Annotated in this window: 24 protein-coding genes; 14 read left to right on the top strand and 10 right to left on the bottom strand. The window is 63.5% G+C overall.

Annotated elements, in window-relative coordinates; translation table 11 throughout:
• The first annotated feature begins 80 nt into the window (after nucleotides 1-80).
• The 5 genes from ABHM97_RS19190 (at nucleotide 81) to ABHM97_RS19170 (ending at nucleotide 4188) form a co-directional block, all read left to right on the top strand.
• A complete protein-coding gene (locus ABHM97_RS19190; RefSeq protein WP_235521896.1) occupies nucleotides 81-830 on the top strand; it encodes an SDR family oxidoreductase in 750 nt (249 codons plus the stop codon).
• 36 nt (nucleotides 831-866) lie between these two features.
• Nucleotides 867-1811 carry a 2-hydroxyacid dehydrogenase gene (locus ABHM97_RS19185; protein ID WP_349471872.1) on the top strand — a complete coding sequence of 315 codons (945 nt, stop codon included), beginning with the start codon at nucleotides 867-869 and terminating at the stop codon, nucleotides 1809-1811.
• Nucleotides 1808-2578 carry an SDR family oxidoreductase gene (locus ABHM97_RS19180; RefSeq protein WP_235521898.1) on the top strand — a complete coding sequence of 257 codons (771 nt, stop codon included), beginning with the start codon at nucleotides 1808-1810 and terminating at the stop codon, nucleotides 2576-2578. Before ABHM97_RS19185 ends, ABHM97_RS19180 begins: the two co-directional genes overlap by 4 nt.
• On the top strand, nucleotides 2578-3645 hold the full coding sequence (locus ABHM97_RS19175; RefSeq protein WP_235521899.1) for an L-idonate 5-dehydrogenase: 1068 nt from the start codon (nucleotides 2578-2580) through the stop codon (nucleotides 3643-3645). The genes ABHM97_RS19180 and ABHM97_RS19175 overlap by 1 nt, the downstream gene beginning before the upstream one ends.
• 300 nt (nucleotides 3646-3945) lie before the next feature.
• A complete protein-coding gene (locus ABHM97_RS19170; protein ID WP_349471871.1) occupies nucleotides 3946-4188 on the top strand; it encodes a hypothetical protein in 243 nt (80 codons plus the stop codon).
• Between the two features lie 706 nt (nucleotides 4189-4894).
• Here the strand turns inward: ABHM97_RS19170 and ABHM97_RS19165 are convergent.
• Nucleotides 4895-5599, bottom strand: a complete 705-nt coding sequence (locus ABHM97_RS19165; protein ID WP_349471870.1) for a TetR/AcrR family transcriptional regulator — start codon at nucleotides 5597-5599, stop codon at nucleotides 4895-4897.
• Between the two features lie 194 nt (nucleotides 5600-5793).
• Here ABHM97_RS19165 and ABHM97_RS19160 point away from each other — a divergent pair, with 194 nt between their 5' ends.
• Entirely contained in the window at nucleotides 5794-6105 is a 312-nt protein-coding gene (locus ABHM97_RS19160; protein WP_235521975.1) for a putative quinol monooxygenase, read from the top strand.
• Between the two features lie 71 nt (nucleotides 6106-6176).
• A complete protein-coding gene (locus tag ABHM97_RS19155) occupies nucleotides 6177-6812 on the top strand; it encodes a TMEM175 family protein (protein ID WP_281450340.1) in 636 nt (211 codons plus the stop codon).
• A 66-nt stretch (nucleotides 6813-6878) separates the two neighbouring features.
• On the opposite strand, the gene ABHM97_RS19150 is transcribed toward ABHM97_RS19155, so the two are convergent.
• The 7 genes from ABHM97_RS19150 to ABHM97_RS19120 form a co-directional block, all read right to left on the bottom strand.
• Complete coding sequence (locus tag ABHM97_RS19150; protein WP_349471869.1) at nucleotides 6879-7988, bottom strand: hypothetical protein; 1110 nt, start codon at nucleotides 7986-7988, stop codon at nucleotides 6879-6881.
• A gap of 17 nt (nucleotides 7989-8005) precedes the next feature.
• Entirely contained in the window at nucleotides 8006-9379 is a 1374-nt protein-coding gene (locus ABHM97_RS19145) for an NAD(P)/FAD-dependent oxidoreductase (protein WP_349471868.1), read from the bottom strand.
• A 54-nt stretch (nucleotides 9380-9433) separates the two neighbouring features.
• The gene (locus tag ABHM97_RS19140; RefSeq protein WP_349471867.1) at nucleotides 9434-9730 is read right to left on the bottom strand and encodes a cyclic nucleotide-binding domain-containing protein; all 297 of its coding nucleotides are present in this window, start codon (nucleotides 9728-9730) and stop codon (nucleotides 9434-9436) included.
• A gap of 24 nt (nucleotides 9731-9754) precedes the next feature.
• Entirely contained in the window at nucleotides 9755-10018 is a 264-nt protein-coding gene (locus ABHM97_RS19135; protein WP_235521903.1) for a UBP-type zinc finger domain-containing protein, read from the bottom strand.
• A gap of 37 nt (nucleotides 10019-10055) precedes the next feature.
• On the bottom strand, nucleotides 10056-10628 hold the full coding sequence (locus ABHM97_RS19130) for an HdeD family acid-resistance protein (RefSeq protein WP_349471866.1): 573 nt from the start codon (nucleotides 10626-10628) through the stop codon (nucleotides 10056-10058).
• A 65-nt stretch (nucleotides 10629-10693) separates the two neighbouring features.
• Nucleotides 10694-11764, bottom strand: a complete 1071-nt coding sequence (locus tag ABHM97_RS19125) for a S1C family serine protease (protein ID WP_349471865.1) — start codon at nucleotides 11762-11764, stop codon at nucleotides 10694-10696.
• Nucleotides 11765-11948: 184 nt separating this feature from the next.
• Nucleotides 11949-13565: a PucR family transcriptional regulator gene (locus ABHM97_RS19120; protein ID WP_349471864.1), complete on the bottom strand. Its 1617-nt coding sequence runs from the start codon at nucleotides 13563-13565 to the stop codon at nucleotides 11949-11951.
• A 317-nt stretch (nucleotides 13566-13882) separates the two neighbouring features.
• On the opposite strand from ABHM97_RS19120, the gene dnaK reads away from it, so the two are divergent.
• From dnaK to trxA, 6 genes are read left to right on the top strand one after another with little or no spacing between them, the layout of a single operon-like run.
• A complete protein-coding gene (dnaK, locus tag ABHM97_RS19115) occupies nucleotides 13883-15793 on the top strand; it encodes a molecular chaperone DnaK (protein ID WP_349471863.1) in 1911 nt (636 codons plus the stop codon).
• 8 nt (nucleotides 15794-15801) lie between these two features.
• Nucleotides 15802-16347 carry a nucleotide exchange factor GrpE gene (locus tag ABHM97_RS19110; protein WP_235521908.1) on the top strand — a complete coding sequence of 182 codons (546 nt, stop codon included), beginning with the start codon at nucleotides 15802-15804 and terminating at the stop codon, nucleotides 16345-16347.
• A complete protein-coding gene (locus ABHM97_RS19105; protein WP_349471862.1) occupies nucleotides 16340-17302 on the top strand; it encodes a DnaJ C-terminal domain-containing protein in 963 nt (320 codons plus the stop codon). The genes ABHM97_RS19110 and ABHM97_RS19105 overlap by 8 nt, the downstream gene beginning before the upstream one ends.
• Nucleotides 17303-17334: 32 nt before the next feature.
• The gene (locus tag ABHM97_RS19100) at nucleotides 17335-17613 is read left to right on the top strand and encodes a chaperone modulator CbpM (protein WP_502921310.1); all 279 of its coding nucleotides are present in this window, start codon (nucleotides 17335-17337) and stop codon (nucleotides 17611-17613) included.
• Nucleotides 17610-20246, top strand: coding sequence for an ATP-dependent chaperone ClpB (clpB, locus tag ABHM97_RS19095; RefSeq protein ID WP_235521911.1), 2637 nt, complete (start codon nucleotides 17610-17612; stop codon nucleotides 20244-20246). Before ABHM97_RS19100 ends, clpB begins: the two co-directional genes overlap by 4 nt.
• Nucleotides 20243-20671 carry a thioredoxin gene (gene trxA / locus ABHM97_RS19090; protein ID WP_235521912.1) on the top strand — a complete coding sequence of 143 codons (429 nt, stop codon included), beginning with the start codon at nucleotides 20243-20245 and terminating at the stop codon, nucleotides 20669-20671. Before clpB ends, trxA begins: the two co-directional genes overlap by 4 nt.
• 56 nt (nucleotides 20672-20727) lie before the next feature.
• Here the strand turns inward: trxA and ABHM97_RS19085 are convergent, their stop codons facing one another.
• On the bottom strand, nucleotides 20728-21798 hold the full coding sequence (locus ABHM97_RS19085) for an FUSC family protein (protein WP_235521913.1): 1071 nt from the start codon (nucleotides 21796-21798) through the stop codon (nucleotides 20728-20730).
• 97 nt (nucleotides 21799-21895) lie between these two features.
• Here ABHM97_RS19085 and ABHM97_RS19080 point away from each other — a divergent pair, with 97 nt between their 5' ends.
• Nucleotides 21896-22477 carry a MarR family winged helix-turn-helix transcriptional regulator gene (locus ABHM97_RS19080; protein WP_235521914.1) on the top strand — a complete coding sequence of 194 codons (582 nt, stop codon included), beginning with the start codon at nucleotides 21896-21898 and terminating at the stop codon, nucleotides 22475-22477.
• Here ABHM97_RS19080 and ABHM97_RS19075 read toward each other — a convergent pair.
• Nucleotides 22474-23157 (bottom strand): TetR/AcrR family transcriptional regulator, encoded by a 684-nt coding sequence (locus ABHM97_RS19075; RefSeq protein WP_349471861.1) that lies wholly within the window; start codon nucleotides 23155-23157, stop codon nucleotides 22474-22476. The genes ABHM97_RS19080 and ABHM97_RS19075 overlap by 4 nt on opposite strands.
• Nucleotides 23158-23340: the final 183 nt, after the last annotated feature.

The raw sequence follows: 23340 nt of genomic DNA, 5'->3' as shown, positions 1-23340 counted from the left end.
TTCCTAAATAGCGAAGTGCGCCGGATCACCCGGTCCGGTGCACTTCGCCTACCGATTCCCCACCTTTTTGGAGAACCCCAATGTCTTTTTCTGACTACACCACAGCCCTCGTCACCGGAGCTTCAACCGGTATGGGTGCCGCCATCGCCGAACGACTCGCCAAGCGCGGCCTCACCGTCCACGCCGTCGCCCGCAACGAGGAACGCCTCGCCGAACTGGCCGACCGCACCGGAGCAGTTCCGCACGTGGTGGACCTGACCGACACGGCCGCCCTGGCCGCCGTCGTGAATGACCTCAAGGTGGACGTCCTGGTGAACTGCGCCGGAGTTTCCCGGCCCGGCAACATCCTGGACTCGTCCGAAGAGGATATCGACGAACTGGTGGACGTGAACCTGCGCGGCCTGCTGCAGCTCACACGGCTGGTGCTGCCCGGAATGGTGGAGCGCGACCTCGGCCACGTCATCAACATCAGTTCGATTGCAGGCACCTACAACTTCTACGGACACACGGTTTATCACGCCACCAAAGCCGCCGTGCACCAGATTTCCCGCCAGCTCAGGAACGACACCGTCGGCAAGCGAATCCGCGTCACCGAAATCTGCCCGGGCCGTGTGGAGACCGAGATCTTCGGCCGCAACATGGGTGGCACGCCCGAGGCCATGGAAGAAGCCTGGCAGACCTACTACGAAGGCTACGAGTCATTGACCACCGACGACATCGTGAACGCCCTGGACTACGCAATCGAAACTCCCCGCCACGTCAACGTCGGCATGCTCGAACTCATGCCGACATTCCAGGTCCCCGGCGGCCTCACCTTCGACCGCCGCTAGCCGCAGCCCCCACCAGACCGATTGATAGGTTTACCCATGCAAACTGTGCGCACCGTCAGCCTCCCGGACCGGCAGCTCCTCGATGATCTCTCTCCTTTACCCGAAGGGCTGCGGGGGGTGGTCTGGGACCTGGAAGCAGATCCCGACGGCGGGACGCTCGCAGAGATTGACGGCGTTGTCCTCCCGTACATCAACGCCGGCGCAGTGTTGGGTTCCCTCGCCAAGGTTGAGTCCCTGAAATTCGTCCAGACCCAGTCGACCGGGTACGACGGCGTGATTGAGGCAGCGGGTCCGGCGGTCGGAGTCGCCAATGCCTCCGGCGTCCACGCGGCAGCCACGGCAGAACTAGCCATCGGGCTAATCCTTGCCAAGCTGCGCGGTATCGACCAAGCGGTCCGGGACCAGCAGTCCGGCCTCTGGCGGCCAGAGCGGCGCCAGTCCCTGGCCGACCGGCGCGTCCTGCTGGTGGGAATCGGAGGGATCGGGCAGGAGATCCTCCGCCGCTTGCAGCCTTTCGAAGTCACGGTCACCCGGGTGGGCAGCTCCGCCCGCACCGATGAGCACGGTAACGTGCACGCCTCCTCGGAGCTCGTCGCGCTTGCCACCAGCCACGACATTCTTGTGTCGGTGCTTCCCCTGAACCAACACACCCATCAACTGATCGGTGAAGAGGTTCTTGCCGCCCTCCCGGATGGTGCCTTGGTGGTTAACGTGGGCCGAGGCTCCGTGGTGGACACCTCGGCGCTGACCAAGGAGGTCCTGTCCGGTCGCCTGCAGTGCGCCATCGACGTCGTCGATCCCGAACCGCTGCCGAAGGACCATCCTCTGTGGTCCACTACCAACGCCTTGATCACGCCTCACGTGGGCGGCAACGCGTCAGCGTTCCAACCGCGGATCCTGAAGCTCCTCCGGAAACAGCTCAAAGCCCTGGCAGATGGGCAGGCTCCAGCCAACCTGGTGCAGTCAGGGCCGTTTTCATGAGTTCACTTTTCGACCTGACAGGTCGGGTTGCCTTGGTAACAGGTTCGAGCCGGGGGATCGGCAACGGACTGGCACGGGCTCTCGCCGACGCCGGCGCAACAGTGGTGCTGAACGGCGTCACCGAGGAGCGGCTCAAGGACGCCGCTGCCGCCATGGCAGCCGACTACGCGCCCGGCCGGATCCACAGTGTCGCTTTCGACGTTACGAGCGATACCGGAGTGGCGCGGGGCATCGCCTGGGTGGAAGAGCACGTAGGGCCGCTCGGGATTCTGGTGAACAACGCGGGCATCCAGCACCGCGTGCCGATGCTGGACCTGGACGTGAAGGACTGGGATCGGGTCATCTCCACTGACCTGACCAGCGCCTTCCTGGTGGGCCGGGAAGCAGCCCGCTTTATGATTCCCCGCGGCCACGGCAAGATCATCAACATCTGCTCGGTGCAGACCGACCTGGCCCGGCCCACCATCGCCCCGTATGTAGCGGCGAAGGGCGGACTGCGGAACCTCACCCGCGCGATGACCGCCGAGTGGGCTTCGTCCGGGCTGCAGATCAACGGGATTGCGCCGGGCTACATCCACACCGAAATGACCCAAAACCTGGTGGACGACGAGCAGTTCAATTCCTGGATCCTTGGCCGGACTCCGGCGAACCGGTGGGGGACTGTGCAGGATCTGGCGGGCCCGGCAGTCTGGTTAGCATCCGGCGGCTCGAACTTCGTCAACGGACAAACCATCTTTATCGATGGCGGAATGACGGTGGTGGTCTGATGAGTATTGATACAGCCCTTCCAGTGACAGGTCCCGCCGTGGTTGCTCATGCCGCCGGCGACTTACGGATCGAAGAACTCACCCTCGCCGCTCCAGCTCCAAACGAGGCAGTCGTTGAAGTTCACTACGGCGGTGTTTGCGGATCGGACCTGCACTACTGGCTTCATGGCGCAGCCGGGGAGTCGATCTTGAAGGCGCCGTTGGTCTTGGGGCATGAAATTTCCGGGACCGTGCTCCGCCCTGCTGCGGACGGAACCGGTCCCGACGCCGGGACCCCCGTGACGGTTCATCCCGCCACCCCCGGCCCCGGTGTTGCCCGGTATCCGGCAGACCGCCCCAATCTCTCGCCGGGCTGCACGTACCTGGGCAGCGCGGCGCGCTACCCACACAAGGACGGGGCTTTCAGCCGATTCGTGAACCTCCCGACGAGGATGCTCCGGGCGCTGCCCAACAGTATCGACCTGCGCACTGCGGCGCTGATCGAGCCCGCTTCCGTGGCCTGGCACGCTGTAGAGAGGGCCGGTGACGTCAATGGAAAGACGGCGCTCGTGATCGGCAGTGGCCCCATCGGCGCACTTGCGGTCGCGGTCCTGAAACGCGCCGGTGCGCGCCGGATTACCGCCGTCGACATGCATGAAAAGCCGCTTGAAATTGCCAAAGCGGTGGGGGCGGACAACGTCATCACCGCCGAGGACGCTGAGGCGATCGCTGCCGTGGAGGCCGACGTCGTGATTGAATCTTCCGGCAACCACCACGGCCTCGCCTCCGCCATCCAGGGCGCAACCCGCGGGGGCACGGTGGTGATGGTTGGGCTGCTGCCCACCGGTCCGCAGCCGGTGCTGATTTCCCTGGCCATCACGCGGGAGCTTGAACTGAAAGGTTCCTTCCGGTTCAACGACGAGATCGACGAAGTCATTGAAGCACTCGCGGACAGCTCCCTGAGTATCGGTCCCATCATTACGCACGACTTTCCTGTGGAACAGGCGCTTGAGGCTTTCGCTGTGGCCCGCAACTCCGCTGAATCAGGGAAAGTGCTGCTGAGCTTCGGTACAGGAAGTGCATCGTGACGGTGCTGCCGCCGCTGGTGGTGATGGGCGTGTCCGGGTGCGGGAAATCAACGGTCGGGTTGCTGCTGGGGGAGCGGCTGGCCGTTGACTTCTTTGACGGCAACGACTTCCACCCTGCCGCAAATAAGGCCAAGATGGCCGGCGGAGTTCCGCTGAACGACGACGACCGGGCGCCTTGGCTCGCAGAAAAGGGCGCCGCGTTGGCCAACCCGCCCGCGGGGGGCGGACTCCTGCATCATCGCGTGCTCTGCGCTCAAGCGCAGTTACCGCGACCTGCTGCGGAGCCTCGCCCCGGATGTCGTGTTCATCCACCTCGCCGGGGACGCCGTCACCATCTCGAATCGGCTGAGCAGCAGGAAACACCAGTACATGCCCGGAAGCTTGCTGGGCTCCAAGCTGGCTACGTTTGAGGGTCTTGAATCCGACGAGGCGCACATCCCCGTAGACATCAACGAGGAGCGAGAAGGACTGGTGAATCGAATCGTGGCCCAACTGGTCCACGTTTCGGGCAAGGTTGTTAGTACATCCCTGAATCGCTGTTAAGTTCGTAGCACTGAGCCCCGGCTTTGACCTAAGCGGTGTCTCTTGTGCGTCTGCAAAACGAAGTGCACGGCGGCTGGCCTGCTGCGACGTGGATCGTTCCTCTGTCAACGGACCTGCTGCTGTGGTCTCCCGGTAGATCTGGAATGGTGTGGCTGGGAAAGTCCCGCTTTTTTAGGCCATCAGGTTGAGCCCTGATTCTTATGGCATGTCCAAGTCGTTCCGGTAGGCGGTGTTTTTGTTGGTGTTCCAGCTTGCGATGATGCCGGCGCCGAGCATGTGGTCGGTGAGGCGCGAAGCGGTAGCCGGGGTCGGTGTCGAGGGCTAGTTGGAGGTATGGGTGGGCTTTGGATCCTCTGCCTTCCCACCAGTTGATGTAGCCGATGGTGGGGATGGGCGCGGCGTGCTCGGGGCTGGTGAGTGTGCAGTTAGCAGCCGCCGGCGGACGGAACTGGATGGTTTCCATGTGGTGTTCGACGGCGGCCGCGTCCTCTGGCTTGTGGGTCGCCGCCGGCAGGGTGACGCGGGTGGTGGGTGCGATTGTGCTGCTGCGGTATATGAATTCAGCGTTGACCTGTGCGTATTCGGTGGAGCTGATCGGGATGGCGATGTTATCCCCGGGGGTGTCGTAGGGGGAAGTAGGTGGTGTTGGTGACCTCTGGCCGGCAAACGACAACACCGCCCCTTCTTTCGAGAAGAGGCAGTGTTGTCAGGAAGTGTTCAGGAGGCGGCTTCGGCTTCTCCGAGCGAGAGCATCAGCCGGTTGGCCCAGTTGAAGAATGCCGCGCCGTGGACGACGTCTGAAATCTTCAGGGGCTGGGAGCAGGACCAGCAAATAGCCGGTCTCCTGGAAATTGCTGATTTGCTGCCAGCGAATCTGACGTGCCGTTATACCTACTGCTCTCCAACGTGACCGCGAAAAGACCGGGCCGCATCGACCGTAAGGCGTGGCAGAACCAGCGCGGCCCACCGCTCGCGTACCGGTTCTGCCTGATCCAAAGGCACTGCCGAAATCGGATAACGCCGCCGCCGCACGGGTTTCATCGATGTCCGCGGCAGCCCCAAGAGCAGGAGCGGCAGATTTCGCGGCCGCGTTCAGCGCAGAAATCCGGACGACCTCGCGCAGGAACGAAATGATGATCAAAAGTGGCGAACCACGGCCTTTCTTGGCGTGATCGAGCGCCGACTCGGCTTCGACGGTGATTTGCTCGACGTACTCAGCGAGCACAGCCCCCACCAGATCCGTCTTCGTTGGAAAATGCCGATAGAGAGTCCCTAGGGAAACGCCGGCCAATTTAGCAGAAAAGTGTCCGCGGTCAGCAGGCAGAGTTCCGGGTTTATGCCCGAGCCGGCCAGTGCGGTGCCCACCAGCCCGCGCCGCCGCACTGTAACCCTGATTCACTGGCGTCGACATCGGCATTCTCTCTTGTGGTGACCACCGATCACTGCCAGACTGGGCAGTGAGTCGCGCCGCTCCCTCGATAGGTTGAGGTGGTTCCACGAGGCCCGTTCGGTCCGCATCATCCCAACGCAGTACCGTTCCAAGGAGACTCGCCATGAAAACTGTCGTGCAGTATGGAATCAACGGGATCCGGCTGGGTGAGCAGCATGATTGAGTTTGCGTTGTCGGTGACCTTGAAGGCCAAGCCCGGCAAGGAGAAGGACGTCGCGGATTTCCTCCGCAGCGCACGCTCCGTCGTAGAACAGGAGCTTGGTACGCGCGCTTGGTTCGCCCTCCAGTTTGACGAATCGACCTTCGGCGTCTTCGATGTATTTCCCGATGACGAGGCCCGGCAGGCCCACCTGGCCGGGGGTGTCGGGCAAGCTCTTGCCGCTCACGGAGCCGAGCTGTTCAGCGTGGAACCGAACATACAGAGCGTCGACGTGCTCGCTTACAAGCTGCCCGGCGACGACGCCTAGAGGCCTTCCAGCGTCACAGCACCAGCGAAAAGCACCCAGGGCCAGCTGATCCTCAGGCATAGGAGCAGAAGGTGACACGTTCAGACACCGGCCGTGCCGAGGCGTTCAGTGACGCTGTTATCGCGATCGTCATAACGCTCCTGGTACTTGAACTGCAGCCGCCAGAGACCGAGCCCGGGGGGTTGCTGGCGGCATTGCTGGGTCAATGGCCGACATACCTGGCGTACGCGGCCTCCTACCTGTACTTGGCCGTAATCTGGCTCAACCATAAATCCGCCTTCACCCGAATCCGGGAGATGGACATCGGCCTACACTGGTCTAACCTGGGAATCCTCGCGACGCTGGCGCTTTTGCCTTGGCCCACCGCGGTTATCATCGATACCGGCAAGACGGGCAACCTGACCGACGAAAGGGTCGGCGTCGCACTGTACGCGATCATCGGGGCCCTGCTGTGCCTGTCATGGCTGGTGTTCTTCTCACACCTTGCCCGGCATCCCGAACTCACCGAAGAGGAGGTGGAAGATTCCTACTTCGCACGTGAGCGGCCCCGTGCTGCGGCCGGCGTCGTGCTTTACCTTGCGGCGGGGGCGGTGGGTGTCCTCGTCCATCCACTGATCGCGTCGGTGATTTTCGTGATCCTGCCCGTCTTTTATGGCCTCACCAGCCACGGGATCGAGCACCGGCCAACCTTCCTCCGAGGTATTTAGGCCCCGAGGCAGGAAAGCGGTCAGTGCGGCCCGCATGACTGCCGGCCGGGCTTCACGCGCGACGGATTATTCGCTTTGGTCGGCCGACTGTCGACGATGACGTTCCCGTTGGCCGTAAGCCGCCCGAAGAATGTCATCCTTTGACTCGAATCCCGAGCCCAACGCCCCACCGATGAGCACCGCCGACGTCGTCATCCATGCGACTTCCGCAAAGTCCCAAACGGTCACCGGATGTTGCAGGGTCTGCGCCAATAGATCTGCGTCGATGGTAAACGCCGCCGCCAGCAGCACGGCGACGAACAACAGGACGTAGCTGATCACGACGCCAATCACCAGTGACCACACCGTAGAGGTGTTGTACAAGGAAGCCTTGTAGCGTTCGAGGGCATTGTCTCGCCGGGGGCTTTCCCATAGGTCGTGTTGGGTGATGATCCAGAACACCATCGAACAGATCGAAAGGATCATCAGCAAAATCAACCTCGTCGCACCCAGCAAGTCTGCGAGTTGCCAGATTGTGTTCGTGACAAGCGCGAAGGCACCCGTGGCAATGGCGGCAGCCATTGCGCTTCTCAATCCGAAGACCAGACGCCAAGGACGGTTCGCCCGGAGCATGCCCGCCAGCAACCGCCCCCGCCCGAGACGGGTTGCTGAAAGGTAGCGAAACCCGATCGGCCCCTCGTCAAGGACCGCACTCTCAATACGCCGCGATTGGTGCAGCGATGGTGGACCGAAATCCCCGTAGTCATCCTCGGGATCGAAATGGCGATGCATCGCCCACCCGAGGTCGGTGACGGCGGAGCGGACTCGGCGATCAATGTTGACGGCGCCGAGCGCGGGCAAAGAAACCAGGGAGATGGGCTCCCCGAGCGCGACTTCCGCGACCACAGTCCGGCCCTCAAGACGAATCGGAAGATCGGTCAGGCAAACCATGACATCCCATGCACGGTGGGTCCGGTGTTTCGCCAAGGAATCCAACATCGGGGTCAACCCGTTGCCCGCCGTAAAGTCCTGGTACTCGACTACCACGGACCAGTTGTGGCGTTCATCGGCAAGGTTCAGAAGATGGCCCACTTCTCTGCCGTTACGCTCGGCAAACTCGGCGGTGACCTCCGGTTCTGCGAGCACGCCCAGCGTACGGGCCGTTGTTGGGTCTGCGTCGCCTAAACTTTCCGGCACGCCTTGCCTCCTAAGGTTCAGTGTTTGGTAGCGGGTCCATTCCGAAGGAGGCGCAGGTGTTCGTGGATCATTGCCACTGCTGTTGAGCCTTCGCCGGCGGCGGCCGTTACGCGTTTCACCGAGCCATGCCGAACGTCTCCGGCCGCGAATATGCCGGGCACGCTGGTTTCCAAGGGCAATCGTCTTCGCCCCAAGTGGCTGAACTCGGGAGGAAGGTCTGCGAGGTCAGCCCCGGTGAGAACAAAGCCGTGGTCATCCAGGGCCAGGGTATCCTGCAGCCATTCTGTGTGTGGCTTGGCTCCGATGAAGATGAAGAGGTATCGCGAAGGGAAAATGCGTTGTTCGCCCGTGGTCTTCAGTTCTACGACGATACGTTCAAGGGCGCTTGGACCAACCAGGCCCACGATGTTCGCCCCCAGCAGTACCTCTATGCCGTGATGCTCTTCGATTCGATCCGCGAGGTAGCCGGACATGTCCGTCCGGAGGTCTTCCCCGCGCACCACCAGCCGTACGGGCGTTCCCGTGCCAGCCAGGAAAAGAGCTGCCTGGCCCGCGGAGTTTCCGCCACCGACGACGGCCACGGGCCGGGTTCCACAAAGCCTGGCCTCATGGACAGTGGCGGCGTAGAAGACGCTGATTCCCTCGTATTCCTCCAGCCGGGGGACTGGCAGACGGCGGTAGTGGACCCCCGTGGCGAGGAGCGCGGCACGTGATAGAGCCGGGCCGCTCTCGTCGAACTCGGCATGGAAGTCACCGTCCCGCAATGTTATGGAGTTTGCCTGGCATCCGACGTTGACCTGGACTTTGAACTTTCGGGCCTGCATGATCGCCCTTTCTGTGAGTTCCCCACCCGAGATTCCGGAGGGAAAGCCGAGAAAGTTCTCAATCCGTGGTGACGTGCCGGCTTGCCCACCTATCGCATGGCCATCCTTGAGGACCACCGATAAGCCGTCCGACGCCGCGTACACGGCGGCCGCCAGCCCGGCCGGACCGGCCCCGATCACCATGAGATCGTAGGGGGCAGAATGCTCCTTCACTGCCCGCAGGCCGAGGGCAAGGGCCAGTTCCGCGTTGGACGGGTTTTTGAGGACATGTGAAGCGTTCAACACCACTGCGGGCAAGTCACTGGCGAGGATTCCCGCTCGGTTCAGGATCGCCTGTGCCTGCCCGTCATCCTCCAGATCGACGAGGCGGTGGGGCAGGCGGTTGGCAGCTGCAAAATCCAACAGCCGAAGCGTGTCACGGCTGAAACGGGATCCGACGACGCGGATGCCTACGCCCGCGCTGATCAGGAAGACCCGACGCTGAAGATATGCGCGCAGGATGGTCTCACCGACTGCGGGGTCCCCCAGCACCACACGACGCAGAACGTCCCCGCTGATTTGGAGCACCTCACCTGCTTCGGCAACCACAGTACTGACGAAGGCCGGTTGACCCTCGACCAGTCAGAGTTCCCCAAGGAAACGTCCTGGACCGTGAACCTCGAGGATCCGCGTGCCCCGGCCCTCCGCAAGCTCTCTGCCTTCGGCGGCGTGCAGCCCCTCCACCACCAGTACCGTGCCCTGGAGCACGACGAAGAAGTCCGCTTCGATGTTCCCTTCGTGAATGAGGACTTCGCCGACGGAGGTTGCCCGCCTGGTGCCGGTACGTCCCAACAATTCGATCTGGGCCTGGCTGAGCCGTGGATAGGCGCCGGAGACATCCGGCGTTTCGATCGGCGTCAATTCCGAAACAGGTTCCATCAGATGGTTGCACCCCACGGTGTACTAAACGAAGGCCTCATGGGGATAACACCAGCGCCAGTCTTCACCGGGCTCCAAGGAACGAACAATTGGATGCAACTCTGTAGCGTGGGCCCGGGCGTGCCGCATGGGTGAGGAATCACAGCACCCCACATGGCCACAGGTGAGGCACAAACGCAGGTGAACCCAGGGAGTTCCCAAAGACAGGCATTCCTCGCAGCCCTGTGGTGTACGCACCCGAACCGAACGAATCCGGGTGATATGTGGATCGTGAATTCCTGGAAACATGTTGGCTCCTGCGTTGGTTCGGGTATGGGGAACGTTCCTAGCCCATGGAGAGCTTTCCATGGGGATTTATACCGCGTTGGCCAAGGCCCAGCCCCGTGGCCAGCAAGAGTATTCCGAACAGAATTGCGAAGGACGCAAGCAGCCCCAGGAGTCCGAGTATGCCCGGGCCGGGAAGAATGACCAGGAAGAGGCCGAAAACCGTGGTGACGATACCTGTGATCAGCCAGAGCCACCATTGTCCACCGCTCCTTTTGCCTTCCAGGGACAGTGCTATCTGAGAGACTCCGAGGATCACCGCCCACAGACCAATGACGAGCGCCAGCGAGAGGGCGGTGATGCCCGGCCAAACGAACGCGAGGAGGCCAGCGAGCACGGAAACGATCCCGCCCACTACTTGCCAGACGGACCGGCGTTCCTTATGTCTGAAGTAGTGCACGATGTTCGTGACGCCGTCAACGACAGCGTAAGTTCCGAAGATGATCACCAGCGCGAGTACGGAGACGCCGGGCCAGGCGAGAACCAAAATGCCGAAGAGAACGGCAGCAATGCCCCGGATAATCAACGCGGTTCCTGACCCCTTAAGTAACTGTTGCGGTAGTGCGTCAGACATGGGGAGACCTCTGTTTCTGGAAATGGATTTTTCGACATTTTGATGGTCGGGCTGCTCGAACAGGTCTATCCTTTCGCTGTGCTCCCCAAAGTCGCTGTCACTGACTTGTTTTCCTTGCCGCGCTGGAACTCGATGACGGACTGCTGTCCGGGATCTTTCTTCCGGATGCCGGCCAGGAGATCGGTCACACTGGCGATTTTCTGGCCGTCAAACTGGGTGATGATGTCTCCCGGCTGCAGCCCCGCTGTGGCCGCCGGTCCTCCTGGGGCAACTCCGATGACCAGTGCGCCCGACGCCACAGGCAGGCCGAAGCGGTCTGCTATCTCAGGCGAGATGTCGCTCGGGACAATTCCAAGGACAGGGTGTATGGCCGATCCGCTCTTGAGTATCTGTTCAGCGACGTCCGTCACCGTTGCCGTGGGGGTCACGAACCCGATGGACACGGCACCCGAACTGGGTGGCAGATAGGCCTCTGACAGGCCGATGATCTCCGAACTGCTGTTGACCACAGCTCCCCCCGAGTTGCCCGGAGAGATGGGGGCATCTGTTTGGATCAGGTCGATCAGGCCCTGCGGTGACTCTTCAGACGGTGGCATATTACGGTGCAGTGCTGAAACGATTCCCGCCGTCACGGTCTGCTCCAGCCCCAGTGGACTGCCGATCACGACGGTCAGCTGCCCAACCTGGGGGAGGGCCGTTGAGAACTTGGCAGCCGGAAGATTGCCCCGATCAGCCTTGACCACTGCCACATCGGTTGCATCGTCAACACCCACCACGGTAGCCGGCGCTTCAGACCCGTCCGCGAAGCGGATCTGCACGTTCTTTGACGGCTTCTTTTCCTGGTCCTCCACCACATGGGCGTCGGTGACTATGGTGCCGTCGCTGCGGTAGATGACGCCGCTGCCGATGCCGCCTGATGTTTGAATCGTCACTACAGAGGACTCGACTTCCCTGACGATCCCCGGAACGGCGGAAAGGTCCCCGGTGGAACCCGAACCCGCAGGGGCGGTGGTTTGTGATGGGGGCATCGGAGGCGACCCTGTGCACGAGGACATGAGGATGACTAACCCGGCGCCGAGAATGGCGGTCCACGCCCTGCCTGACATCGTTCCTGCGTCGGCCGCTGGTCTGCTCATGCTCATTGGATTCCCATTGCCTGTCCTGGCTGGTTGGATTCGACATGCACCACTTCGAGTCTCCACCACCGACACCAGGCCCGCATTGCCCTTGGGCGTCCAAAAACCGTCCGGATTTGAATCCCCCAGGTCAACTCCCGGCCAGCTGGCCCAGGTTCCGCAGCTTCCCGGAGCCCCTGATGTCTCAGCGCGGCCGCGCGCTTCGCAAGCGCCAGGCACGTGTGGCAACGTGCAGGTTGAGGCGGGTCTCGGGGTCACCAAGTTCAAAACCGGTGATCTGGCTGATGGACTTAAGTCTGTATCGCAGCGTACTCCGGTGAATGGCAAGGCTGTCAGCCGCCTCGTCATAGTTGCCGCCGTGATCCAGATACTGCGCAAGGGTGTGCACCAGGTCAGAGCCCCGCCGGGCATCGTTGCTCTGCAATGCACCCAGCCACTCCTCGACGTAGCCGGAGAGGTCGATTTCGCTGCCCGGCAGGTCAAGGATGCGGTAAATCCCCAACTGGTCGTAGCGCGTGGACCCGTAGGGGTCGGTGGAGTGTACGCGGACGTGCAGCGCTCGCATTGCCTCCGCGTAGGAGCGGGGGATCTCTGTGACATCCCGGCTCGGCCCCCCGATGCCCACGGCTCCGGTGGCGCTGCGCAGGGTCCTTGCCGCAATGCTGAAGAGCTCTGTATCCAGCGGATCTCCCGCAACCACGGCCAGTGCCATGTCCGCGCGTCGCGAGACGAGAGCAGGGATCTGGAGTTCGTTGAGTGTCCTTCGCAAGGCGATCACCACAGTATCGTCCGTTCTGGGCGGTTGCCATTGTGCGACTATGACGTGCTGCGGACCCCTGATGTCGTATCCCAATGCCTCGGCACGCAGGGCGGCGGTTTCTTCATCCATTCCGGACACCAGTTCATACACAAGGTCGCGCCCCAGTTTCAGTTCCAGCTGGGCAATGTTGCGGCGGTGCGCCAGCTCGACCTGCAGAAGCCGAGTTGCATACTGCAAGGCGAAGACGTCTTCAGCTGTGTAGGGCACGCCGTTCTCCAGCAAGCACATTGCCCCGAGCACGTCCCTCTCCGGCAGAACCAGCGCCACGAGCCTTTGGGGTTCCTGGACCGGTAGCCCGGAAGCGACCCAGAGTTGGGCTGTGCGAGACCTGTCGGCCGTGCTGGGCCGGGGGTACGGGCGCTCGGATTTGGTCCCGGCCGTTGCGCGGATGTTGCCGAACCGGTCCTCGACGCAGACGGAGCGCCCCGTCACTACTGACAGCACTTCCGCCAGGAGGGAGTTCCGCGACTTCATTTGTCCCAGGGGAGCGGTAAGTGTGCCATCCAAGGCGTTCTGGACCGACGTCCGGGTTTCGAGTTGCATAACCGTGGCCGAGAGGAGACGCAATCGTTTGGCAACGGCCTGACCATTGGAGAGCGGCGCCATGTCCTCCTGCTGGTGTGTTCCTGACGTTTCTTCAGCTGGACCGGGGACTGTTCTACGGGCCGTTGCACGGAGCTCGGTCATCTGGGCCGGGCTTGGAACAGCGCCGGCATGCAGGACGAGGCATCCGTTCAATTCTCCGCTGTCGCCAAAGACAGAAAGCGCGAATCGCCACACCGGCCCCGCGGCTGAGGGTGCCTTATCCGTGTCCTGGAGTTGGTTGGCATCACGGTCGGGGATCGTCGGTGCCCGGTTGGCGCTCGGGATCAGGTGACCGTCCACCACGAGATAGGCAGCTGTTATGAAGCAGAATTCCAGAGCAGAAACAGATCGTACGGCCCTGCCGAGGACCTCCTCGGCCCCTCGTCGATCGAACATTAAGTTGCCCCGTCGTCTCTGTACACAGCTAGGACTCGTCCGCGCCGAGATGTGTGGCAACAGACCCCAAAACGATCCCGATACCTTCGACACTACGCCTGCGAGGTCTATTCTGGTAGGTCAGTTTCCTGGAGCAGATTGGACCCGGGAGGTCATGCCGCCGTTTCGCCCTACGGGGCAGACTCGACCTATAAGGCCACATGACAAAAGCCCTTCGAGCCTCACGGCACGGCAGACGGGGCGCGTAATCATGGGGTGGAATCTCGGGCGGACGCCGCCACAGGAGAGGGTCGCGCCCACAAGAACCGGAGCGAGTCATGGCCAAAGCAGTAGGAATCGATCTTGGAACAACCAACTCAGTAATCGCTGTCTGGGAAGGCGGGGAAGCCCGCGTTATACCCAACGCAGAAGGAGCCCGGACCACGCCGTCGGTCGTGGCGTACACGGACAGCGGGGAAAGGCTGGTGGGGCAACTGGCCCGCCGCCAGGCGATTCTCAACCCCAAGGGAACTATTACATCGGCCAAGCGGTTTATCGGCCGGCACTATGATGAGATCACGGATGAAGCCAAGGCCGTGAGTTTCGACGTCGTAGCGGATGACAACGGTGTGGCGCGTTTCCAGGTTCAGGGCAAGAAAGTAGCACCCGAAGAGGTCAGTGCGCTTGTCCTTCGCAAGCTGGTGGACGACGCCGCAAAGCAGCTTGGCGAAAAGGTGACGGAGGCCGTCATCACGGTCCCTGCGTACTTCAACGACGCACAGCGCACCGCCACCAAGGACGCGGGCAGGATTGCCGGGCTGGAGGTACTTCGCATCATCAACGAACCGACCGCAGCGGCCCTCGCCTACGGCATAGACAAACGACAGCATGAGACGGTTTTGGTCTTCGACCTCGGCGGCGGAACCTTTGATGTGAGCCTGTTGGACGTGGGGGACGGAGTTGTGGAGGTTCGCTCCACGGCGGGTGACACGCACCTTGGCGGAGACGATTTTGACCGCCGCCTTGTCGATTACCTGGCCGACGAATTCCAGAAGCAGGAGGGCATCGACCTGCGGTCGGACCCACAGGCGTTGCAACGCCTCTTTGAGGCGGCCGAAAAGGCGAAGGTCGAGCTCAGTTCCGTGAGCCAGGCTCAGGTCAACCTTCCCTTCGTCACCGCGGGCGCATCGGGCCCCAAGCACCTGACCACCACCATTCGGCGCTCTGTTTTTGACGAAATCACCCATGACCTGGTGGAACGCACCATGGATCCGGTCAAGCAGGCGATGACGGACGCCAAGGTTACTGCCAACGACATCGATGAAGTAATTCTGGTAGGTGGCTCCACCCGCATCCCCGCGGTACAGAACCTCGTCCGGCGCCTGACCGGCGGCAAAGATCCGAACATGAGCGTCAATCCGGACGAGGTCGTGGCTATCGGTGCTGCGATCCAGGCCGGCGTGCTTAAGGGAGAGGTCTCGGACGTCCTGCTGTTGGACGTTGTCCCACTTTCTTTGGGCGTCGAGACACGCGGCGGCGTCATGACCAAGATCATTGAGCGCAACACGACGATCCCCGCCCGTCGCAGTGAAGTATTCTCCACCGCCGAGGACAACCAGCCCGCCGTCGACGTCGTGGTCTTGCAGGGGGAGCGCGAACTGGCGGCGGACAACCGGGTGCTGGGCCGGTTCCAGCTGAGTGATATCCGGCCGGCGCCTCGCGGGGAACCGCAGGTCGAGGTTACTTTCGACGTCGACGCAAACGGCATCCTGAACGTCACGGCCAAGGACAAGGACACCGGCAAAGAACAAGGTATCACCATCAGCGAGGGCTCCAACCTCGACACCAAGGAAGTCGAGCGAATGGTTGCCGAGGCTGAGTCCCACCGAAACGAGGACCTGCAGAACCGGGAGCGGATCGACACCCTCAACGAGCTCGACGCGGTGGCTTACCGCGTTGAGCGGGCCGTCAATGAACTCGGCGACGCCGTCCCCGCGCACGACAAGGCACGGGCGGAACTGCTGATCGGCCAGGCACGCGACGCGGTCAGCAACCAGGCGGAGGTCGCCAGCGCGAGGGAGCTCATTTCGGAACTCGAGCAACTGCAGGCGGCGCTCCGTGCCTCGGCTGCCTCCGCGTCCACCGCCGGGGCCGGGGCCAGCCAGGAAGCCGGAACGGGCCAGCAGGCCGGAGCGTCCAGCGATGCCGATGACGACGATATCGTCGACGCGGAATTTGACCGCGGCTAGGTAAACCGATGAGCGACGAGACTGCACTCGGGGGCCAGGCTCACGAGGGAAACGGGCAAGCGGGGGCCACCGAAACTCCGGAAACGGAAGCACAGTCCACGGCGCAGGCGGACGCCTTGGCCAAAATGGAGGACCAGTGGCGCCGTGCGCTGGCCGACGCCGACAACGTACGGAAGCGTGCGGCCCGGGACGGCGCACAGCTGAGGGCACAGGAGCGCGCCGCGGTTGCTTTGGCGTGGCTGCCTATCCTGGACAATCTGGAGCTTGCCCTGTCGCACGCGCCCGCGGGTGCCGCGGACCCGCTGGTCGAGGGCATAGCCTCCATCCGGGAACAGGCCATTGACACCCTGGCCCGTCTGGGCTATCCCCGCATCGATGCCGAAAATGTCCCCTTCGATCCGCGGCTGCATGAGGTTGTCAGCGTGGTGGAAACTGAAGAGGTTCCCCCGGGGACCGTGATGACCGTGCTGCGCCCCGGCTACGGCGGCCCGGAAAACACGCTCCGGCCAGCCGCCGTCGTGGTAAGCCGGGCGGTGACCCCCGACCGTGGCTAAGGACCACTATTCGGTTCTCGGCGTCCCGCGGACAGCGGAGGCCGACGAGATCCAACGCGCATACCGGAAACTGGCCCGAAAATTCCATCCGGACGTCAACCGTGAGCCGGACGCCGCTGACAAGTTCAAGGAAATCGGCGAGGCCTACGACACGTTGTCCAATCCCGAGACCCGGGCGCGCTATGACCGTTTTGGGGCGGACTACCGGCAGTACGCCGGCAGTGGCGCCGGGGCGTCGGGCGGAGGACGGCGAGGGGGTTCCGGTGGCCCCCGGCCTGGCCCGCGGCCTGGACCCCGGCCAGGCCCCCGGCCGGGTCCGGGCCCCTACGGAAATGGCGACGGCGGTATGGGGAGCGACGTTGACTGGGAGGACCTCCTCGGCGGCTGGTTCCGGCAACAATCAGGAGGACCGGCCCAAGGGGCAGACCAGGAAGCCGAGCTATGGCTGACGCTCGAGGAAGCCTTCCGCGGCGGCAAGCGCAGTATCCGGCTGGCCCAGGCCGACGGCGAGAGCCGGAGCTACGACGTCGACGTGCCGCCCGGTGTGGTGGACGGCCAGCGTATCCGGCTGGCCGGTGAGGGCGCCCCGGGCAGGGAGGGAGGCCCATCCGGCGACCTCTTCCTGACCGTACGAATCCAACCCAGCCCCAGATACCGGCTCAAGGGCCGGGACATCTACTTCGATCTTCCGGTGTCGCCCTCAGAGGCCGCACTCGGGGCCAAGGTCCCCACCCACGCGCCGGCCGGACCGGTCACAGTCACTGTTCCTGAAGGCTCTTCCAGTGGGCGCAGGCTGCGGCTCCGCGGGCAGGGGATGCCCAATCCTCGGGGGGTGCCGGGGAATCTGTATGCGGAAATCAAGATTATGGTTCCCCCCAGCCCTGGCAAGGAGGAGCGGAAGTTGTACGAAAAGCTCGCCACGGTATCCACGTTCAATCCGAGGGAGGAAAGATGAGCGGCGTCTATCCGCTTGCCTATCCATGGCGCATGAATCTCGATGCGGTGGCCCGAAGCGCCGGCGTTCACCCCGACGTCGTCATGCGGTTCGTGGATCTGGATCTCATACGGCCGCTGGGCGATTCGCCTGGTGGCCCCTGGTTCAGTCCCCGGTCCCCGGAGCTCATAGGGCGCGTCATGAGGCTCCATTCGGAGCTGTCGCTGAACTACGCGGCAATCCCTTTGGTACTGGACCTGTTGGTTCGGGTCGACGCGCTTGAACGACGATTGGTTGAAATCACGCAGGTCGAAGGGACTGCTTCACGATGAACATGGAGAGTTTGACGCAAAAATCCCAGGAGGCCTTGGCGGAGGCTCAGCGGATAGCACAACGCAATGGGCACACGGAGACCGACGGTGAACACCTGCTGGCGGCCCTGCTCGAGCAGGAAAATGGACTGGTTCCACGGTTGATCGTGGCCATGCAGGTTGACGTGAACGAGCTGAAGACGGCGGTCGAGGCAGAGCTGAGGCGTAAGCCGAAGGTCACGGGACCGGGGGCAGCGCCAGGCCAGGTGTATGTAAGCCGCAGGCTGGGCACACTCCTCGATGCGGCTGAACGGGAAGCCAAGCGGCTTAAGGACGAGTACGTCTCAGTGGAACACCTGCTGGTGGCGCTGGCGGAGGAAGGGCGGTCGACGGCGGCCGGCAGGGTGCTGGCCGAGCACGGCATCACCCGCGAGGCGTTCCTCTCGGTCCTGACGCAGATCAGGGGAAACCAGCGCGTTACGTCAGCGACGCCGGAACAGACGTACGAGGCGCTGGAGAAGTACGGCCGTGACCTGGTGGCGGACGCCCGCACCGGAAAACTGGATCCGGTCATTGGCCGCGACGCCGAGATCCGGCGGGTTGTGCAGATCCTTTCCCGCAAGACCAAGAACAACCCTGTACTGATCGGGGAGCCAGGCGTCGGCAAGACAGCCATTGTGGAGGGACTGGCCCAACGGATCGTCCGCCAGGACGTGCCGGAAGGGCTGAAGGACAAGACCATCTTCTCGCTCGACCTGAGCGCCCTCGTGGCGGGGGCCAAGTACCGCGGCGAGTTCGAGGAACGGTTGAAGGCGGTGCTCGCCGAAGTCCTGGCGGCGGAGGGAAGGATCCTGCTCTTCGTCGACGAGCTGCACACCGTCGTAGGGGCAGGAGCCAGCGAGGGGTCGATGGACGCCGGGAACATGCTCAAGCCGATGCTCGCCCGCGGGGAACTCCACATGATCGGGGCCACCACCCTCGATGAATACCGCAAACACATTGAATCGGACGCGGCCCTGGAACGCCGCTTCCAGCCCGTAATGGTTGAGGAACCCGACGTCGAGGACGCCATTTCCATTCTTCGTGGGCTCCGCGAGCGGCTTGAGGTTTTCCACGGCGTACGGATCCAGGACAGTGCCCTGGTGGCTGCGGCCACTCTGTCCCACCGGTATATCACTGACCGGTTCCTGCCGGACAAAGCAATTGACCTGGTGGACGAGGCGTGCGCACGGCTGCGGACCGAGATCGATTCGATGCCGGCGGAACTGGATGAGCTCACCCGTAAGGTCACACGGCTCGAAATAGAAGAGGCGGCACTCTCCAAGGAGTCCGACCCGGCCAGCAAGAACCGGCTCGAGGAGCTGAGACGCGAATTGGCGGACCTGCGCGGCGAGGCTGACGCGAAGCGGGCCCAATGGGAAGCCGAACGCCAGGCGATCCACAAGCTGCAGGATATCCGCAGTGAACTGGAGCGGGTGCGGCAGGAGGCTGAGGAAGCAGAGCGGACCTACGACCTGAACCGGGCAGCGGAGCTGCGTTACGGCAAACTTGCCGACCTCGAACGGCGCCTGGCCGCCGAGGAGGAACGACTGACCGCGAAACAGGGGGAGAAGCGCCTGCTACGCGAGGTGGTGACGGAGGACGAGATCGCCGACATCGTCGCGGCTTGGACAGGCATTCCGGTGGCGCGGCTGAAGCAGGGAGAACGGGAGAAAGTCCTGCATTTGGACGAGATCCTGCGCGCCCGCGTGATCGGCCAGGAAGAAGCAATCGGTGCGGTCACGGATGCCATCATCCGCGCCCGCTCCGGCATCCGGGATCCGCGTCGGCCCATCGGATCGTTCATTTTCCTGGGACCGACCGGCGTCGGCAAGACCGAACTCGCCAAGGCCCTTGCCGCGGCCCTTTTCGACAGTGAAAACGCGATGATCCGGCTGGACATGAGCGAGTACCAGGAGCGCCACACCGTGAGCCGGCTCTTGGGTGCCCCTCCGGGCTATATCGGTTACGACGAGGGCGGCCAACTCACCGAGGCCGTACGCCGCAAGCCGTATTCGGTGGTGCTTTTCGATGAGGTGGAAAAGGCCCACCCGGACATTTTCAACACCCTCTTGCAGGTCCTGGACGACGGCAGGGTTACGGACTCCCAGGGACGGACCGTTGATTTCCGCAATACCGTGATCATCATGACCTCCAATATCGGTTCCCAATATCTTTTGGAGGGTTCCACCGAAGGCGGGACGATCACCGAGGAGGCGCGCAGTATGGTGTTGGGGGAGCTCCGGGGCCACTTCCGTCCCGAGTTCCTGAATCGTGTGGACGATACCGTGCTGTTCACGCCGCTCGGCCTGCCGCAGATCGAACGCATTGTGGACCTGCAGTTCCAACAACTGCGCCAGCGGTTGGCCGAGCAGCAAATAGAGCTGCACCTGACCGAGGAGGCTCGTGTGTTGATCGCCGAACGTGGGTTCGATCCCATCTACGGAGCCCGCCCGCTACGCCGCTACATTTCCCATGTAGTGGAAACCCAAGTGGGCCGGGCCCTGCTGCGCGGCAGCATCGCCGAGGGGGGAGTCGTGACCGTGACCGCGGCCGAAGGCGAACTCCTCGTGGACTACACCGCCAGCGAAATGGAAGAGGCCCGAACCCCGTGAACAAAGCCATTACCAAATGTCCCCATTGTGGCAAGTCCAACCGCGTGCCGGCCGCTGCGGAGGGCCGGCCGCGCTGCGGGAATTGCCACCGGGACCTTCCCTGGGTGGTTGAAGCAAGCGACGACGACTTCGGCGACATCGCCGAGCGGTCCGGCGTTCCGGTGATGGTGGACTTCTGGGCGGTCTGGTGCGGACCCTGCCGGATGGTAAGCCCGGTACTGGACCAGTTGGCGCACGAGCGTGCGGGGCAAATCAAACTTGTGAAGGTCGATGTGGATCACTCTCCACAGCTCTCCGCCAGATTCTCCATACAGGCCGTTCCAACGTTGATGGTTATGGTCGACGGCAAGGTCATCGCCCGGCAGGCCGGCGCAGCTCCGGCCCCGGTGCTGAGGTCCTGGCTGGAAGATGCACTCAGGAAGTAGCGCAAACAGCGGATGACGGCGGGCAGTTAGCCCGCTGAGGGTCAGCGGCGCGGCCTTTACGCGCGGTCGAGCAGGTTATCGCGTGGCGGGGTCTGGCTCTGAGGAGTGCGCCTTTCGTGGGTGATGATAGTGGCGGCCAGAGCGATGGTGAGACCAATAACCGTCTCGAGGGCGCGCTGGCTCAGGAGGATGTCGATCGGGGCTGGCAGCATGAGATCGCCGAGCAGGAGGGCCATCGGGGTGAAGAAGACCAGGCCGAGGCTGTAGTTCCGCCCGGTCGTCAGCTCGGTGCACGCCTGAAGCACAGCGATCAAGATGATCGCGGCATAGCTGCTTGGGTGGGCGGCCAGGACGAGGGCTGCGACGCCGAGGCCGGCGGCGGTGCCGATGACCCGCTGGGCGGCGCGGATGAGGCGGGCGTGCAGGTCGGGTGCCGACATGGGGACGGATGCCGTGACGTAGGTCCAGTAGGGGTGGCCGATGCCGGTGGTCGCGACGGTGACGCCGGCGGCGGCGATGCCGAGCAGATACCGGGCGGCGTGGCTGCCCACCGGGCTGGACGGGCGTAGGTCGCGCCACGACAGCCGGGGCCGCTCAGGGTCGCCGAGGTCTCGCGGGCTTCGACCGGGGAGGGCGAGCAGCAGTGCGAAGACGGCCGCGCCGGCCGCGGCGAGGGCTGCTGCGGGCACCGTGCTCAGCATGATCGGGACCGTGGCCGAGGCTGTGAGGGCGAAGACCGGGTTGAGGGCTCCGGCCGGATGCCATCGGCCCAGCTCGGCCAGCACTACCGCGAGGCCGGCCCAGGCGGCCGCGACCGGGACGAGCAGCCAGAGCCTGAACGGGACGGTCGCCACCAGGGCGCCGACGACGACGCCGACCACCAGCACCACGCCCGCCTGCGCCTGCATGGCCAGGCGTAACCGAACCGGCTCGTGTCGGCCGTAAAGGGCGGTGAAGGCGCCGATCGCCGCATACAGCAGCAGATCGCCGCGGCCGGACGCCAGGCAAGCCACCAGCGGCACGAAGATTGCCAGGCTTGCGCGGAGGGCGGTCCAATGGGCGCCGGCATGCGGGCCCAGGTCGAAGACTGCCGCCCACCAGGACCGTGCGGCGGTGGCTTGCGTCATTCTAACCTTCCAAAGTAGTACAGGAATGAAGTACTTCAAGGTTACTACACTTGTGAATTACTATTGTGGTTGACCGTGGCGGGGTGGGAGGAGCCGGATGGATCAGGACCCGGACGTACTTTCCGATCACGGCGACGTCGTGGATCAGATGCAACGTGAGTGGGCCCGGCTGCGCCCCGACCTGAGCTTCGCCAGCCTCGGGGTGATCCACCGCGTGCTGCGCGCGTCCCGCCTCATCCTCGAAGCCAGCGACGCCTTCCTCGCCGATTATGGGCTCACCCGCGGCGAGCTGGACGTGCTTTCGGCGCTGCGCCGCACGGACGAACCTCTGAGCCCAACGACACTGGCCCACACGCTGCTTGTCCCGCGTTCCGCGATCACCATGCGGCTGAAGGCCCTCCAGGTTCGGGGATTGCTGAGCCGGACGGCCAACCCGGCCGACGGCCGCTCGTCCCTGCTCGTCCTCACGGACGCTGGCTCAGCGCTGGTGGACGAGGTGATCCCCGCCCAGCTCGCCCTCGAAGATGCCCTGCTTGCCGAAATCCCGCCCGGGGTTGTGGAAGGCTTGGTCGATCCCCTGCGAGCGCTGACCTCCGTGTGGGAGCAAGGACGCGGCCACCAAGCCGGGTCCAGCAAGAACGGGCGGAGCGGCGCAGCGCCAACGTCCCCGGGCCGCTAAAAGTCCTCCAGGCCTCCACTGACTCGTTCAATAATCAGCGCACTCTGCGTCCGGATTGCCGGCAGTTCGTTGCCACGTCCGCAGATGATGAGCCCGGCGTCTGCGGCCTCGAGGGGTGAACTTGGAAGGACCAGCCCATCCGCGCGCAGGTTCACCAGCGATTCGATGAGGCGGAACACAAGGTCTCCGGGGTTCCCGGCCGCGCCCGAGGAGGGAGCGCTGGCGAGGACTCCCAGAGTCCCATAGATCGCGCGAAGTTCGCGCCGGCTTGCCAGGAATTGTTCGTATTGACCACCTCGGGCCTCTGGGAGGTGGTACAGGATACCCAGGTTCCAGCGGGAGCTGCAGAGTTGGGTGCCGTCGTAGAGCGCAAGGGCGTGCAAGACCACCTCGGCGGACGCTGAACCGCTGGAAACGCCGGACACAGCCTTCGCGAACGACAGGCTGGCGGCCACCGTACTTTCCAAGAGGTCCTTGAGAATGTCGTCCTTGGTTTTGAAGTGGTGGTACAGCGAGGACTGCCTCATTCCTACGGCGTCCGCAATTGAGCGGGTGGAGGTGTTGGCGAAGCCTTGGGTGGTGAAGAGTTCTGCCGCTGCGTCGAGGATTTCTTCCCTGGCGGTGGCGCCGGGGCGGGATGGTTGCTGGTTACGTGGGCGTCCTGGTCCGGCTGAAGTCACCCCTCATTCTTGCACCCGCCGGCCCGCCTTAGACGCCGCGGAACCGGCGCCGGAATAGCGGTGAGAAGGCGGAAATCCAACTGAAACACAATGTCTATGCGCCTTTTACAGAGGTGAAACTGTTTGGGGACATCGCGCTGGAAAACTATCAAGTGACCGGTAACCAGCAGCTTTCGGCCGAGC

The organism is Paenarthrobacter sp. CAP02, assembly GCF_040137855.1.
Taxonomy (GTDB): Bacteria; Actinomycetota; Actinomycetes; order Actinomycetales; family Micrococcaceae; genus Arthrobacter.
This window is presented reverse-complemented; position numbering and strand designations above follow the sequence as displayed.

What these genes read in the sequence shown, in the direction of transcription:
- dnaK (WP_349471863.1), top strand. Translation starts at nt 13,883, where the DNA reads ATGGCCAAAGCAGTAGGAATCGATCTTGGAACAACCAACTCAGTAATC.
- ABHM97_RS19165 (WP_349471870.1), bottom strand. Translation starts at nt 5,599, where the DNA reads ATGTCGACGCCAGTGAATCAGGGTTACAGTGCGGCGGCGCGGGCTGGT.
- ABHM97_RS19175 (WP_235521899.1), top strand. Translation starts at nt 2,578, where the DNA reads ATGAGTATTGATACAGCCCTTCCAGTGACAGGTCCCGCCGTGGTTGCT.
- ABHM97_RS19130 (WP_349471866.1), bottom strand. Translation starts at nt 10,628, where the DNA reads ATGTCTGACGCACTACCGCAACAGTTACTTAAGGGGTCAGGAACCGCG.
- ABHM97_RS19125 (WP_349471865.1), bottom strand. Translation starts at nt 11,764, where the DNA reads ATGAGCAGACCAGCGGCCGACGCAGGAACGATGTCAGGCAGGGCGTGG.
- ABHM97_RS19080 (WP_235521914.1), top strand. Translation starts at nt 21,896, where the DNA reads ATGGATCAGGACCCGGACGTACTTTCCGATCACGGCGACGTCGTGGAT.
- ABHM97_RS19135 (WP_235521903.1), bottom strand. Translation starts at nt 10,018, where the DNA reads ATGTTTCCAGGAATTCACGATCCACATATCACCCGGATTCGTTCGGTT.
- clpB (WP_235521911.1), top strand. Translation starts at nt 17,610, where the DNA reads ATGAACATGGAGAGTTTGACGCAAAAATCCCAGGAGGCCTTGGCGGAG.
- ABHM97_RS19110 (WP_235521908.1), top strand. Translation starts at nt 15,802, where the DNA reads ATGAGCGACGAGACTGCACTCGGGGGCCAGGCTCACGAGGGAAACGGG.
- ABHM97_RS19190 (WP_235521896.1), top strand. Translation starts at nt 81, where the DNA reads ATGTCTTTTTCTGACTACACCACAGCCCTCGTCACCGGAGCTTCAACC.
- ABHM97_RS19140 (WP_349471867.1), bottom strand. Translation starts at nt 9,730, where the DNA reads ATGGAACCTGTTTCGGAATTGACGCCGATCGAAACGCCGGATGTCTCC.
- ABHM97_RS19180 (WP_235521898.1), top strand. Translation starts at nt 1,808, where the DNA reads ATGAGTTCACTTTTCGACCTGACAGGTCGGGTTGCCTTGGTAACAGGT.
- ABHM97_RS19185 (WP_349471872.1), top strand. Translation starts at nt 867, where the DNA reads ATGCAAACTGTGCGCACCGTCAGCCTCCCGGACCGGCAGCTCCTCGAT.
- ABHM97_RS19160 (WP_235521975.1), top strand. Translation starts at nt 5,794, where the DNA reads ATGATTGAGTTTGCGTTGTCGGTGACCTTGAAGGCCAAGCCCGGCAAG.
- ABHM97_RS19120 (WP_349471864.1), bottom strand. Translation starts at nt 13,565, where the DNA reads ATGTTCGATCGACGAGGGGCCGAGGAGGTCCTCGGCAGGGCCGTACGA.
- ABHM97_RS19100 (WP_502921310.1), top strand. Translation starts at nt 17,335, where the DNA reads ATGAATCTCGATGCGGTGGCCCGAAGCGCCGGCGTTCACCCCGACGTC.
- ABHM97_RS19085 (WP_235521913.1), bottom strand. Translation starts at nt 21,798, where the DNA reads ATGACGCAAGCCACCGCCGCACGGTCCTGGTGGGCGGCAGTCTTCGAC.